Annotated in this window: 11 protein-coding genes; 3 read left to right on the top strand and 8 right to left on the bottom strand. The window is 48.8% G+C overall.

Going from position 1 to position 14,066, the window contains the following annotated elements:
- Positions 1–205: 205 nt before the first annotated feature.
- Positions 206–1,126, bottom strand: coding sequence for a dimethylarginine dimethylaminohydrolase family protein (locus BTJ40_RS03310; RefSeq protein ID WP_108731758.1), 921 nt, complete (start codon positions 1,124–1,126; stop codon positions 206–208).
- Positions 1,127–1,214: 88 nt separating this feature from the next.
- Positions 1,215–2,462, bottom strand: coding sequence for a Zn-dependent hydrolase (locus BTJ40_RS03305; RefSeq protein ID WP_108731757.1), 1,248 nt, complete (start codon positions 2,460–2,462; stop codon positions 1,215–1,217).
- A 129-nt stretch (positions 2,463–2,591) separates the two neighbouring features.
- Here BTJ40_RS03305 and BTJ40_RS03300 point away from each other — a divergent pair, with 129 nt between their 5' ends.
- The gene (locus tag BTJ40_RS03300; protein ID WP_108731756.1) at positions 2,592–3,374 is read left to right on the top strand and encodes a tryptophan 2,3-dioxygenase; all 783 of its coding nucleotides are present in this window, start codon (positions 2,592–2,594) and stop codon (positions 3,372–3,374) included.
- A 124-nt stretch (positions 3,375–3,498) separates the two neighbouring features.
- Here the strand turns inward: BTJ40_RS03300 and BTJ40_RS03295 are convergent, their stop codons facing one another.
- Positions 3,499–3,924 (bottom strand): biopolymer transporter ExbD, encoded by a 426-nt coding sequence (locus BTJ40_RS03295; RefSeq protein ID WP_108731755.1) that lies wholly within the window; start codon positions 3,922–3,924, stop codon positions 3,499–3,501.
- Positions 3,925–4,109: 185 nt separating this feature from the next.
- Positions 4,110–4,562 carry a methylglyoxal synthase gene (locus BTJ40_RS03290; protein ID WP_108731754.1) on the bottom strand — a complete coding sequence of 151 codons (453 nt, stop codon included), beginning with the start codon at positions 4,560–4,562 and terminating at the stop codon, positions 4,110–4,112.
- Between the two features lie 256 nt (positions 4,563–4,818).
- Here BTJ40_RS03290 and BTJ40_RS03285 point away from each other — a divergent pair, with 256 nt between their 5' ends.
- A complete protein-coding gene (locus BTJ40_RS03285) occupies positions 4,819–5,223 on the top strand; it encodes a hypothetical protein (protein WP_108731753.1) in 405 nt (134 codons plus the stop codon).
- A gap of 1,172 nt (positions 5,224–6,395) precedes the next feature.
- Complete coding sequence (locus tag BTJ40_RS03280; protein WP_108731752.1) at positions 6,396–7,271, top strand: hypothetical protein; 876 nt, start codon at positions 6,396–6,398, stop codon at positions 7,269–7,271.
- A gap of 65 nt (positions 7,272–7,336) precedes the next feature.
- Here BTJ40_RS03280 and BTJ40_RS03275 read toward each other — a convergent pair whose 3' ends face one another.
- The 4 genes from BTJ40_RS03275 to BTJ40_RS03260 form a co-directional block, all read right to left on the bottom strand.
- Positions 7,337–8,272 (bottom strand): kinase, encoded by a 936-nt coding sequence (locus BTJ40_RS03275; protein ID WP_108731751.1) that lies wholly within the window; start codon positions 8,270–8,272, stop codon positions 7,337–7,339.
- Positions 8,273–8,356: 84 nt separating this feature from the next.
- Positions 8,357–11,506 carry an efflux RND transporter permease subunit gene (locus tag BTJ40_RS03270; protein ID WP_108731750.1) on the bottom strand — a complete coding sequence of 1,050 codons (3,150 nt, stop codon included), beginning with the start codon at positions 11,504–11,506 and terminating at the stop codon, positions 8,357–8,359.
- A complete protein-coding gene (locus BTJ40_RS03265; protein WP_108731749.1) occupies positions 11,503–12,708 on the bottom strand; it encodes an efflux RND transporter periplasmic adaptor subunit in 1,206 nt (401 codons plus the stop codon). Before BTJ40_RS03265 ends, BTJ40_RS03270 begins: the two co-directional genes overlap by 4 nt.
- A 348-nt stretch (positions 12,709–13,056) precedes the next feature.
- Positions 13,057–13,767, bottom strand: a complete 711-nt coding sequence (locus BTJ40_RS03260; RefSeq protein ID WP_108731748.1) for a cyclic nucleotide-binding domain-containing protein — start codon at positions 13,765–13,767, stop codon at positions 13,057–13,059.
- Between the last annotated feature and the right edge of the window lie 299 nt (positions 13,768–14,066).

The following is a 14,066-nucleotide window of genomic DNA, read 5'->3' as shown; positions in this document are numbered from 1 at the left end:
GTAAGAAGTAGGTCGGGCCACTCACTGCAGCCTAATTTTGGGGCTTCAGCGAAAATTACTGTTTCATTAGCTGCAAGCCACCTATTTCAGGCGATTCATATTAACCGCTACTGCAAGAGGCGCGAGTCCCTAATCAACCACTTTCGTTGACGGGATTAACCCGACCACCGGCGGCCGGTCTCTACCGATCGCCTGTAACAGTTACTCAGCCTTTGTTGGCTGAATCCCGACGCAGTGGCTGACACATACAATGAACACCACCACCACCGGGGGTAATCATCGATATATCTGGATCGATCACTTCCAGGCCATGGGCGCGACACTTCTCTGCCAGGCCGGTATTCGCCTTGGGCAACATCACCCGATCATTACCCAGGGCAACAACATTCACCCCAAGTTCCAGTACCTGCGGGAATGGGATATCGATGATTTCTATATTGCGGCTCTTAAACCATTGAACCAGCTCTGGTTCAACAGCATCGACGCAAATTGCCGCCAATTTTTCCGCAAGCATGGCAACCATCACATCGATATGAAGGAAGAATGGATCGAATTGATAACCTTTAACCTCCCAACCCTCTTTTTCCACCCAGCTTTTCATCTGCTCAAACCCCTGCGGACTGGTGCGTTCGCCGGAATATCCGCACAGAATGACGCCGGGCTCTAGCACCATAAAATCCCCTCCCTCCAGGGAACCCGCTGTAATAATGTCGTAGATCGGAATATCCAGCTCTGCATACTTCTTCACAATGGGCGCCCACTCACCACGGCGCCAAGGACTGAACATCTGAGTCACTATAGGACCCCAGGGAGTCATCACCGAAGAGTCACGTCCATAAATTTGATAGGGCAAAGTGCTGTCAGCTGGAATTAAATGTGTATTCACTCCTGCATGGCGATAAGCATCGAGCATTTCTCCATGTTGTGCTGCGGCTACCTTGTGATCAAACTTCATTCCAAGACGCTCAGCGCGTCGTGCACTGGCATTACCGGTACGCCAACTGAAGTTATCCACAGGACCGATCAAAACATCCCGAAGTACACCGTATTCAGAATCCATCCCCCACTCTGTCAGGGGTACCGTGCCACCGTTATCTTGACGGTGCTTCAAACTAAAATTACCCATTCGTCTCAATTCCAACTTATTATCAACTATGCCAAAGCAAAGACAGTGCGACGCCGGCAAGTGGCAGAAACACCGTCTCTTTCACTACCTAAGCCAATTCCGCACTATTCAACATTGCATGGAGCAACACATTGCAACCCGCCTCCAGATGATCCGGTTCGGCCGACTCTGCCTCATTGTGTGAAAGACCTCCTTCACAAGGCACAAAAATCATAGACGCAGGGGCAACCCGAGATACGTAGACGGAATCGTGCCCAGCACCAGAGACCATCTTGCGGTTGCTATACCCCAGAGTCTGCACAGCACTGCTGACTGCATTGATGCAATGTTTATCAAAAGCTACAGGGGGCGAATACCACTCTTCGCGAATATCGATTCTGGTTCCTGTTTCTTCCTGCACTTTTTCAGCCGCTTTATACAGAGATTCGTGCAGATGGTTTAACCCTTCAGGTAAGGGGTGACGGAGGTCCAGTGCCAGTACAACCTCTTCAGGAACTGTGTTGCGACTACCCGGCGCCGCCTTTAAGTCCCCACAAGTCATACGCGCATCTCCTGAGTATTCCCGGGTTTCGCGATACAGACGTTCGCACAGAATAGACATTGCCTGAACGGGATCGCGGCGATCCTCCATCGGGGTTGGGCCGGCATGGCAGGGCATCCCGTAAAAAGTAACGTCATACCAACGAATGCCCTGAACTCCCGTTACAACACCAATTACCTGGTCCTGTTTCTCTAGAATTGGGCCCTGCTCAATATGGGCTTCAAATGATGCCTTGATCGCTCTCGGCTGAGCTGGCTCAGTACCGAGATAGCCTATCCGCTCCAGTTCTTCTCCGATAGTGATACCGGATTTATCCGCACGGCTGTGTCCATACTCCAGACTGAATTCCCCAGCCCAAACACCTGAGCCCACCATTGCAGGAGAGAAACGTGCCCCCTCCTCATTGGTCCATACGACCACCTCTAAGGGAGCCTTGGTCCTGATACTCTGGTCTTCTAATGTGCGCAGAACTTCCAGCCCGGCAAGTACGCCATATACACCGTCAAATTTGCCACCCGTTGGTTGCGTATCCAGGTGGGAGCCGGTCACCACAGCAGGCAAACTGTTATCTGCTCCTGGGCGACGGGCAAAAATATTACCCATCCGGTCCACCCTGACTTCGCAGCCTATATCTCGACACCAGCGTACGAAAAGGTCACGCCCTTCGCCATCTTCGTCAGTTAGGGCCTGGCGATTGCACCCGCCCGCAGGAGTCGCACCTATCTCAGCGATTTCCATCAGGCTATTCCAAAGGCGAGAACCATTGACACGTAAGTTTTGTGCAGGGTTTTCCATTCAAAGAGCTCCGGGCTTTATAATGGGTCCAATATTAATCACTTTGCCGTAACTTTTGTTTTGATCCATACCGGCTAAAGAGAGCATTATTTTGTAACTGGTCAAAACACACTCAGGAAGCAGCTGACTATGACAATAACTTATAGCTCTTACCTAAAAGTAGACGAGCTTTTGCAGTGCCAGAAACCCCTTTCCGATGGCCCCGAGCACGACGAACTACTTTTCATTACTATTCATCAAAGCTACGAGCTCTGGTTCAAGCAAATGCTGCATGAACTGGACTTCCTGGTGCGACTGTTCAACGCAGGGGATCGCAATCGCGCTTTGCATACGCTAAAACGTGTCGACACAATTTATCGTACATTAATTCAACAGGTCGATATCCTGGAAACCCTCACCCCACTGGAGTTTATGTCTTTCCGCGATCGACTATCCACAGCTAGTGGTTTTCAGTCGTACCAGTTTCGCGAGTTGGAATTTCTCTACGGAGCCAAGGACCCGAAAAAACTGGAAAACTATACCCCTGGCTCAGAGCACTACCAGCGCTTGATGAAGCGCCTTGAGGCGCCGACCCTTTGGGACGCTTTCCTAAACTTTTTGGTTCACGAGGGGCATAAGGTACCCACTACTGAGCTTGAAAGGGATTTTAGCCAAGTTGCGGAGCCTTCTTCAGCCGTCCAGAAAATACTGATCGATGTCTATCGGAATGATCCACTGGTAAGTGAAATCTGTGAGGCTCTGGTGGACATCGATACTTCGTTACAACAGTGGCGTTACCGACATGTAAAAATGGTCGAGCGAACAATTGGTAGGAAAATGGGGACTGGTGGCTCAAGCGGGGTAGGTTATTTACAGGGAACCCTATTTAGACCCGTTTTCCCCGATCTCTGGGCAATTCGTTCAGAATTCTGATATCAGATTCCATTTGAGGGGTACTTAAATACCCCAATTTATGACCAGTTCAAAATCATAATTCACAAACGAAAAAAGCCAGCATATTGCTGGCTTTTTAAGCGTGCGTAACTCACCGGGAAACTTAGTCCTCGTAAGGTACCAGGGACACCTGAATACCCAGGCTCACTTCCTTCGCTGCGTCTGCAATCTGTACGTAAGTGTCCGCACTGGACTTGTTGTGCGCACGTACAATTACCATTGCCTGCGGGTTCTCAGCATACATCTGAGCGATACGAGCTCGAACTGCACGGCTGTCGATACGGCTACCATCCGCAAGGGTAATTTCATCATTTGCACTAACGATCAACAGAATATTCTGCATATCATCATTTGGCGGAGCTTCGTTAGTATCATTGGGATCAGGCACATTTACGTCCAACGCCTTCTCTTTAACAAATGAAGCAGTCACGATAAAGAAGATCAACATGATAAACACAACGTCCAACATGGGCGTCAGGTCGATATCCGCCTTTTCTTCTTCTACGGCCTTTCCGCGTCGTCTACTCATAAAACACCGTGCAATTTTCAAATATCATGGGTGCCGGATTGACCGGTCTAATCTGGTGGGCAAGATTGCCGCGATTTCGCAAGCATTGCAAGTGCGAGCATCAATCCAGATAAATAAACCTTAAAAATCAATAAGTTACAGAATTGAACCAGCAAGAAAGATCAAATTTTAAGCAGAAATTCCGACTAACGCCCTGCTAGATAGCTGTGATAGTCAGGCACTTCATGCTCAAAAGCCTGGTTCATTAATGGTGACTGTACCATCATGTCCGCACTGCTCTGGTTACAAGCCACAGGGATATTCCAAGCTGCAGCAATACGTAGCAATGCCTTGACGTCCGGGTCATGAGGCATGGGTTCAAAGGGATCCCAGAAGAATATCAGTATATCCACCTGCCCCTCGCTGATCCTCGCCCCAAGTTGCTGATCCCCACCCAAGGGACCACTTAAGAGCTTCTCAACACTTAAACCCGTTGCATCCTCTATTTTCCCACCAGTGGTACCCGTAGCTATTAACTGGTGTTGTTTGAGCAAATTGCGGTGCCTAAGGCACCACTGGATCATGGCATCTTTGCGGTTATCGTGGGCTACCAGAGCCACACGCTTAGTCGCCGGCAGCGCTTTAGCTATAAATTCCATTTGGACCTCAACATTAAGAGTCTCCTCTATAGTATCTCAAATGAAAACCTATATATTTGATTTTCCCGCATGTTTAGTCCCTGTTATCGCAGCTCGGGACTCTAAAATCCCTCAGGGGCAAACCATGTAGATTCACTGTGATATTACCGACCAACTTAGACCCCCTTTATGCATTGTTATCTACGGTATGTTCCCCCAGAACGTTTTCCTCCTCGCTATAATGCAAGAAGAAACTGGACCCTTATAAGGAGTAAGTATGAGCGTAGGAGCCTGGGAGCCACAGGTAAGTGGCCCACAAAATGAAACCAAAGACGAGTTCAACCGGGAGCAGTTACTCAGACTTATCGAAATTGCTGAATCAGATAAACCTTTCAATGAATCAATAGAAGTTATTAAAACGGTGCCCTCAACACTTATTCGCCTCCCCGCTCAACACTGGATTGAGGAAAGTGAGAATTGGAGCAGCACCCAACTATGGCAACTGATCCGTTTCTTTACCCAGGCAGAGATGAAACTACCCGGCTGGGATGCTGGCGCTGAGTCCGCAGTGATCCCTCTAGCCAAAGTACTCAAGAAACGCTCTACCCCATTAACGAAAGAGCAGCTGTTATGGATTCGCCAGAATTCCAATAATCGCTACTTGCCCTACGGCCCACTATAAACCTTATAGACAACTTCTATACATCCCCAGTAGCAGGTGTACCCTGTTACTGGGCTCAACTAAAGCCCCATCGCTAGTCTTTTTAAAAGCTGCCTTCAATTACAAATCAAACTCAAACAGAACTATTGCCCATAAAAATATCAATAAGCCTGGTTATAAGTGAATCTTCATCCAAATTACTTCTGATAACACATTCATCTGGCCAGCTACACCTCGCCAACACAGGTAATAGCAACCAGCGATGTCACGCTATAGCAAAACTACAAGAATTGGGACCAAGCGCTCGCTTTCGCAATACTTTAAAAGACCTCAAAGTGGAAACCAGAAACAAACACAAGCCCATCCTCATAAGCACTTGGATGTAACATGGTTTGTCACTGATCCACTGGTCATCGTACAAAAGTAAACCTGGCCGCAGTATTGGAATAGGCCTATAACCAACTATCAAGCGTGAAGCAACCTACGAGTGGTTAGTACTTAAATACGGCGCTTTACTTACACTAAATGGATGTATGTACGCAGTTTTAATTCCTTATAGAGACCAGAGGTACCAAAAAAGGATTCACGCTATCGCTAACAACTTGACACCATTCAGCTTCCCCAATGCGAATATCACGTATACATTGGATAACAAAACCAGCTATTGGATAACTGCTTGTGAACTCGTGAGAGTGAAAGCATGCAGTTAAGTTTTGTTAATCAAGCCCGCTGATAACCAACCACGCGAAACTATCATCAGCAAACAAACTCCAAGTGCAAAAGTCAAAACAACTAAACCAACAGGTTCATAAAACTTACAAATTTACTCAACTATTTAACGCCATAGATCCTGATTTGATACAGCGAATATTGGCAATAAAGAATCACTTGTAGTGAGCGCTTTCAAGTTCCCCGAAAGATCAAAAACACAGTTCGAATGGCCCTTAACTGAAAAATATGTAAAAAAAAGACATTTTTTTTACATTAAATAGAAAAAAACCATCCAAAGGACTTGCAATTAGGTATACAAATAAGCTGCAATTAGCGCCGCTAGCTTGGGGGGACTCACTATCAATTGTTTTCTGCCGAAAACAAACATCTTAAACGGTGCAAATTTCCGTTAAAGATGGCTGAGAATAATTGATAGGAATGCCCCCACTTACTAAAACAATTCATTTTGCAGGGATATTTAAATGGCTACTAAAAAAGCTACACAAGTCGCTACCAGCGACGTCGCAAAACTGGAAGCGGAGCTGCGCTCCCTTACCGCTAAACTGGAAAGCGCCCGCCTCAAACAGGAAAAGGACGCAACTGCCAATGCCGAGAAATTGGCAAACAGTGCCAAGAAGGCTGCTGCTAAAGCAAAAACTACTCAGGATAAAGTAGCGACTGTTAGAGCTAAGAAAAAAACTGCTGCTCAACAGCAGCAGCTGAAAAAAGCGCGTGAAGCCGCTGCCGCAGCTAAAACTGCTGCAACTGAAGCCAAAACTGCAGCAACTGAAGCCAAGAATGAACTGGCTGAAATCAAAGCTGCCAACAAGCTGGCTTCTCAAGTAGCTAAGATCGTTGCTAAAGAAGAAGCTGCTGTAGCCAAGAAACTGGCAGCTGTCGAGAAGAAGAAAGCCGCTACCGAAGCGAAGAAAGCTGCCGCTGCCACTAAAAAAGCCGCTGCTGCTGATAAGAAGAAAGCTACCGCTGCTAAGAAGAAGCCCGGTCGTCCAGCTAAGACCGAAGAAGTTAAGAAAAAGCCTGGCCGCCCCAAAAAAGATACCACTGAAACCAAAAAGAAGCCCGGTCGTCCAGCAAAAGCGGAAACCGCAAAGAAAAAGCCAGGTCGGCCCAAAAAAGCAGAGACCGCAGCCGCAGCAACTGAAGCTTCTCCTGTAAAACGCGGTCGCGGTCGCCCACCAAAGGCAGAATCCGCACAAAAGAAGCCCGGTCGCCCAGCAAAAGCGGAAACCGCAAAGAAAAAGCCAGGGCGCCCCAAAAAAGCAGAAACCGCAGCCGCAGCAACAACTGAAGCTGCTCCTGTGAAGCGTGGTCGCGGTCGTCCGCCCAAGGCTAAGTAAGCCAGCGCTCAATCAAAGCTGATTTATTCAGCCAGTTTAAACCCTGGCGAAGCCAGGGTTTAAACTCACCGGGAGCGCTCTGCTCTCAGTTTCACATCCTTTACCTGATGATCTTCCCCCAACTCAATAACGCAATCAGCCCAGCTTGGCATATCCTTTAGTAAATTCCGCGTCACTCTTTCATAGTGTTGTACGAACCGCATAACCTGCTGATCTGTCATTCCCATTCCCGAACGAGCCCTGAGTTTGTGCTCCTGCAACTTGCGCCACTCAACAATGCATTGCATGCTCGGCGCTTTGAGCATAACCCATACATCAATGAGTGAAAAAAGGTCTTGGTAAGCACCTGCGAGCTGCTGATTTACATAGTTTCGCCACTCACCAGAAAGATCCTCTCTGTATTCCATTTCATTTAATGGAACTTCAGAAGCAAATGAAGGTTTAGCGCCGAGACACCAACCTTCGAATAAAACAATATCCATTTCCCCTTTGGATACGGGCCACAAACGCTCAGCTATGCGATCATCACACCCCTTATCAAATCTAGGCAAAGTAATAGCCGAGTCTTTGCCAGCTGAACACAGAGCCTTGAGAGTATTGATTCCCAAGTCAATATCATGAGTTCCGGGCACACCACGAGTCTCCAGTAAAGGGTGTATCTTTGCGGCCAGGTCCCGGCGCTGCTCCATGGTTAAATAGATATCATCCAGAGACAAAGTACAGCAGCGATAACCCATTTCCTGGTAAATACGCTGCCACACATCAGCCAATGTAGATTTACCGGTGCCCTGCCCCCCACTAATGCCAATCACTAACGGATTACTGCGCTTAAAGCGATTTAGTAACCAAACAGCCAGTGGAAGAAAAGTTTGACCGAGTACAGGAAAGAAATCGTCCGGTAATTGATGCTCTCGTAATAAATCCCTGAAAGGACCCTTGAGGCTCGACTGTAGCTGTCCGCAGCGCTCTAAAACCTCAACGGGCCATTGATCCTTATTCATAACCCCCCCGCTATAAAAACGGGGGCTTAAGCCCCCGGAAAATGTGATCACTAATTATGTGCTAGGGTACTCCTTCATCGATTACTAACTTCCTATCGGTTTAATAGCTCCCTCTGGATTCACCTTCTTGTTGGAACGACCCGGTAGCACCAACATAATGGGAGTGACCAATAAAGTCAGTAAGGTGGAAAAGGTAAGTCCGTAAACGATAGCACTGGCAAGCTTCACCCAAAAAGAGGCTATCACCCCATCGACAACGACATTACGCCCAACCATATCCACACTGACTCCCAATGCTAGAGGTAACAAACCGAGGATCGTCGTCGCCGTTGTCAAAAAGACCGGACGCAACCTCTGCGTCGATGCCTTTACCACAGCCTCAGCTGGCGTGAGACTCGGTTCATTTTTTCGCACAAAGTTATAAGTATCTATCAGTACGATGTTGTTGTTCACCACAATCCCAGCCAAGGCCACAATACCTACCCCAGTCATAATCACACTAAAAGTACTCTGTGTTATGAGCAGGCCAAACATCACCCCCAAGGTGGACATGATCACAGAGGAGAGAACTAACAAGGACTGATAAAAGCTATTAAACTGGGTCACTAGCAAAATAAACATTAAAAACAAGGCCAGAATAAAGGCTATCCCCAGGAATTGAAAAGACTCACTCTGCTCCTCATCGGCTCCACGGAATAACAGCTCAACTCTGTTATCTACCGGGTTACTCTGCAGCCATTTCCTTATCTCTTTCACTTTGTCATCCGGCAGAACCCCCTCTTGTGCATCAGCCTTAATTTGCATACGGGTAATTCCATCGATTCGTTCAATCTTATCGACTTTGGGCATGGCTTCTGTGTGCACAAAACTGCTGATGGGAACCGTACCCTGCGCAGTATTCACTTTTAGCTGATCGAGTGCAGCTATACCTCTGGCACTTCTTGGGTATCTGATACGTATATCTACTTCTTCATCGGTATCATCGGGTCGATACTCTGCAACTCGAACGCCATTGGTAACCAACTGCACCGCTCTACCAACTTCAGTGAGGTCGGCGCCATACAGTGCGGCCTTGGCACGATCAACTTTCACTTCCCATTCAATACCGGGTAGTGGAGCGGTGTTTACAATATCTCTCAACCCACCAATTTCCTCCATTGCGCGGTGTAGTCGCCAGGTTTCCAGCAATAGTTGCTCGTAATTCTGGCTGCGCAACTCCAGAACAATATCCTTTCCTACCGGCGGCCCACCCTCCATCACATTTGCCGTTACTTTAATTCCGGCAAAATCTGCGGTGCGCGTACGGATATCTTCAAAAATATCGCGGCTGCGCCGTTCACGCTCTTCCGCGGGATAAAGCTCGACCAACATATTGGCAATCTGGTCAGGAGAGCGGTCAGTGTTACCAGAAATTCCCCCAGAACCAATTGTGGTATGAGCTATCCTGACTTCGGGAACACTGAGAACGGCTCTTTCAACCTGCACCACCAGGGCTTTTTTCTCCTCCATGGACAGATTGCCCTGGGCCCTAATTTCCACATTACCGTATTGCTCTTCTGTGTCGGTGAAAAACTCAACTCCCGCACCAAAATTGATAAAACCGATAAAGATAGCTACCAGTATGGCGATGGTCGTGAGGAACCCGCTTAGTGGGCGCTTTAGTACCGTCTCAATAAGTCGGGCATACCATCCGGTAACTCCGGGCAGAGCCCGAGGCAACCCATCTTCCAGCTGGCTCAAATAGTTACGGGTAGAGGCATCCATTGCGCTCTTGCCAAACAGAGAGCCCAGGACAGGGGCAAAAAATAGAGCGTAGAGAAGCGAGCCCGCCAATACAGCAAATACTGTAACGGGCAGGTAGCGCATGAAATCCCCCACTACCCCGGGCCACAACATGATCGGCAAAAATGCTGCGAGGGTAGTCGCCGTTGAAGCAACCACCGGCCAGAACATCCGGCTAACGGATGCAATATAGGCCTCCCTTGCTGATAATCCCTCGGCCATTTTTCGATCGGCAAACTCGGTAATTACAATGGACCCATCAATTAACATACCGAGAGCCAGCAGCATCCCGAACATCACCATAAAGTTAAAGGAGTAACCCAGATACCAGGTGATGATGGAGCCAAACAGCAAAGAGAAGGGCACTCCCAGCCCCACCAGAATTCCCGATCGGAAACCGAGAGCGGCAACGACAATAATCATTATCAGCAGCATTGCTGTCAGAATATTTCCCTGCATCTCACTGACCATATCCCGTGCAAAGCCGGACTGGTCAAAGACAAACTCGACAGTAATACCCTGTGGCAGTACACCGATTTCAGCCTGTACAACCTCCCGAACCTTATCCGCTACATCGACAGAGCTGGCATCGTTGCGTTTTTCTACATTAATCGCGAGCCCCGGGCGGCCATTGATGCTGGTATAACTCACAGCATCCTTAAAGGTTCTGCGAATATCAGTGACGGCACCCAGAGTCACAACGCCATCACGGGATTTCTTGAGCGGGATGTCATAGACATCCTGAGCGGTTTCAATCAACCCCGGTACTTTTACTGAAAAGCGGCCTCTATTGGTTTCCAGCTCCCCTGCGGGAATTAATAAGTTATTACCCAACACCGCATTGATAAGCTCTGCACTGGTGATTTGATAGTGCTCCAATCGCACCGGATCAATCACCGCCTCAACCACTTCCTCCCTATTGCCATGGAGGTCAGCGCTAAGCACTTCGGGAATACTCTCGATCTTCCGCTTCAGTAATTCGGCAGTGCGTAATAAAACCCGTTCTTTGGCCTGCTCGCCGGATAAGGTAACCACAATGGTTGGGAAAGGTTGTGCCGATACTTCTTCCACAGTGGGTTCATCGGCGTCCCGAGGCAACTCCGCCCTGGCTCGCTCCACCGCATTGCGAATGTCATCGACAGCATCATCCACACCAATGGCAGAATCAAATTCAACCACGATATAAACAAGGGACTCCCGGGCGACTGCAATGACCTCGACTACCCCCTCCACCGCGCGAATTTCTTTTTCCAGAGGGCGAACCAGCAGGCGTACACCATCCTCCGGAGAAATTCCCTCGTGAGTAACCTGCACAATAACAAAGGGGGGGTTCACCTCGGGGCTAGACTCAATGGTCATCGCTGCGCGCGCGACAATGCCGACTAAAACAATCAGCAACATCAGGCAAATAGTGCTGCGATTTCTTTGAATCGCACTCTCAAGTAAGCTCATCGTGACCCACCCTCGGGACTCACAACGGTTTCGGATGCCGGAGTCATCTCAACCGGCTCTGTTGGAAAACTCTCCGCCGGCTGGCTCTCCCGGGAGAATTCTTCCCCGGTTTTCAGCATTTCCACTCGAACCAAGTCCCCTGCAGTGACATATTCCTGCCCCACTGTAATCAGGGTTACGGAATTGGGCAGTCCGGAAACCCAGACACCCCCATCGCCATCCCCTACCAGTGAGACATTGATAAATTGCACCCGGTTTTCATCGTTGAGAGTCCGCACTCCTAACTCGCCGCTATCATCCAGTGTGAGCAGGGAGGCATTAATATGGTGGGCTGTAACTTCGCCGGTTGGGAGTGCCAGCTGGCCGCTCAATCCCCCGGGAAGTTGATTTCCTGGATTATCTACTGCCACCTCCACTCGGTAAGCCCGGGTAATTTCCTGTGCCTGTTGACTGATATAACGGAGGTATCCGTCTACCGATAGCCCTCTTTGTAACTGGGCTCGGGCCGGCCCACCCGCAACAAGGCTCCCCACTTGGTCCTCGGACACCTCTCCAACAATCAAGATAGGGTCCAGGTCGAGAATGGTCGCACACTCTTCTCCCCGGCGAATAAAATCTCCCAATTCCACCGCTCGGCTATTCACTACACCATCAAATGGTGCGCGAATTTTCAGTTTATCCACCGTCACCTTGGCGCGAGTGTATTCCGCTTTGGTTCGAGCCAGTTCCACTTGTTGCTGAGCCATGGCTGTATCCGACTGCAGTCCTTTTTTCTTGAGTCGCTCAGCACCGACAAAATCCAACTCTGCTTTGTGTTTCGCGGCTTCGGCCAAGTCCAGTTGCTCGATACGATCCTCGGCTTCGATTTCACAGATAATCTGGCCTTCCGTGACTGTCTGTCCCTCTGCAACCGGGAGCGCTGCAATAATACCGTCCAGCTCAGCGCGCAAACGTACACTCCGATTTGCCTCAGTACGTCCATTCACAAGCACCTGAGTGGGGTAGGACCTCGATTCAATAACCTGCGCCTGAATTCTGAGTTCTGACTCAGGCTTGGTGGCAGATCCAACTTTCGGTTCTGGCTGCTTATCCTCCGCACCAGAAAACAACTGCCCGCTCAGCAGCCACAAGACAGCGATCACCGAAACAATAATTGCCATTCGATAATTGCGCCGAGACCAGATCGATGCCAATACATTCATAACTTTCTAAACCTGTTGGGCAGTGGTGCACTATCGCGAAAAGAGTTTTGAAATCCTGCTGGAGGGATCTGCGATAATCGTTTAAATCAGTGTGATTTTTACACAGCACACCTGTTTCTAAAAATGCTACGCCGTGCTCTATCCACATTTCACCTAAAAACACGCGGCTGCTATGGAGTAAATGGAGTATATGAGCGATCTACAGATTTAGACTGAAACACGCAGATAATTCACACATTCATAGAAAATGAGCACATTTGTACCAAAAAAGCATATGTAGAATGAGAGAGGGAAACGGTCATGGGCGAGAAGATAACTTTCCCGCCCTTTTCAATTTGAGGAGAGTCGTTACGACAACATCGACTCCAGAAATCCAAGCATATCGGACTCATCATCAACCAGCTCTCCAGAACCAAATTCCGCATTCCAGTCGAGAAGGATTTGAGCCAGTGCCTTTGCCTGCTGCGCCAGGGCCAGCAGCTCCTCCCGGCAATTTTTGGGACCGGTGTAGAGCTTCAATTTTCGATGACTATTTGCCAACTGGTGTGCGGGGTACTTGGAGCGATAGACCTCGAGCTTCCAGCGCAATGAATGCACCATATTGCGGTAGAACACCAGTTTTGCCGGCAGCTGCAACAGTGATAAGTTCTCCAAATCGCCAAACAGCGTACAATCAACGCCGAGCACCTGAGTGTCCAGACTACCGTGCGCAGCGAAAACATCGGCACTGCGCGGCTCCGCCAACAGCATCGACAAATCGCCAAATAGCTCACCCGGGCGTATCACGGCAAGGGGGCGCTCGTTCCCCGGCACCTCTTCAGAAGCCGAATTGTCTACTTTCACATGCAACTCTCCACGCAGTAAAAAGTAGACCCACTGATCCACATCACCAGCACGCAACAGCTGTTCTCCCGGTTGAAGACTGACCAACCGGGAGCGTTTGAGCAACACATCGTACTGCCACTCACTGGATGCACGAATATCTCGAAACAGATGGATGACATTGAGAAGACGATCCACAGCATCCCGTGGATACTCACTAAGGGGTTTGATTTCCATGCACAATTCAAATTTAGTGAAAACTATTCCATTTTCTCGCAAAGCGTGGCCTAAGCAACTCTGCAAATCGCCATTCTAAACGATATCGACCTATCACACCTGTTTCTAAGTGTGACAATCGTTTCTTTACCAAGCCTTTATCTTGGACGAATGGGGACAGTCTGACCCTATCAGGGTTGAACTCCGTTCCAGTTACAGTAGAGTTAGGCGTAGTGGGTAGCACATTGTACTCCCACAAGCTTTGGGCGCGCACTTTTTAATCTGACTTGTGTGCATTGGGGTTGGGGCCCCGGAATTCT

The sequence above is a fragment of the Microbulbifer sp. A4B17 genome (assembly GCF_003076275.1).
Classification (GTDB): Bacteria; Pseudomonadota; Gammaproteobacteria; order Pseudomonadales; family Cellvibrionaceae; genus Microbulbifer.
Note: the sequence above shows the minus strand (reverse complement) of the source record. Positions and strands in the feature narration are given on the sequence as shown.

Bases quoted from the DNA above. Each gene is read 5' to 3' on its own strand.
- BTJ40_RS03310 (WP_108731758.1), bottom strand. From the start codon at position 1,126: ATGGGTAATTTTAGTTTGAAGCACCGTCAAGATAACGGTGGCACGGTA.
- BTJ40_RS03305 (WP_108731757.1), bottom strand. From the start codon at position 2,462: ATGGAAAACCCTGCACAAAACTTACGTGTCAATGGTTCTCGCCTTTGG.
- BTJ40_RS03300 (WP_108731756.1), top strand. From the start codon at position 2,592: ATGACAATAACTTATAGCTCTTACCTAAAAGTAGACGAGCTTTTGCAG.
- BTJ40_RS03295 (WP_108731755.1), bottom strand. From the start codon at position 3,924: ATGAGTAGACGACGCGGAAAGGCCGTAGAAGAAGAAAAGGCGGATATC.
- BTJ40_RS03290 (WP_108731754.1), bottom strand. From the start codon at position 4,562: ATGGAATTTATAGCTAAAGCGCTGCCGGCGACTAAGCGTGTGGCTCTG.
- BTJ40_RS03285 (WP_108731753.1), top strand. From the start codon at position 4,819: ATGAGCGTAGGAGCCTGGGAGCCACAGGTAAGTGGCCCACAAAATGAA.
- BTJ40_RS03280 (WP_108731752.1), top strand. From the start codon at position 6,396: ATGGCTACTAAAAAAGCTACACAAGTCGCTACCAGCGACGTCGCAAAA.
- BTJ40_RS03275 (WP_108731751.1), bottom strand. From the start codon at position 8,272: ATGAATAAGGATCAATGGCCCGTTGAGGTTTTAGAGCGCTGCGGACAG.
- BTJ40_RS03270 (WP_108731750.1), bottom strand. From the start codon at position 11,506: ATGAGCTTACTTGAGAGTGCGATTCAAAGAAATCGCAGCACTATTTGC.
- BTJ40_RS03265 (WP_108731749.1), bottom strand. From the start codon at position 12,708: ATGAATGTATTGGCATCGATCTGGTCTCGGCGCAATTATCGAATGGCA.
- BTJ40_RS03260 (WP_108731748.1), bottom strand. From the start codon at position 13,767: ATGGAAATCAAACCCCTTAGTGAGTATCCACGGGATGCTGTGGATCGT.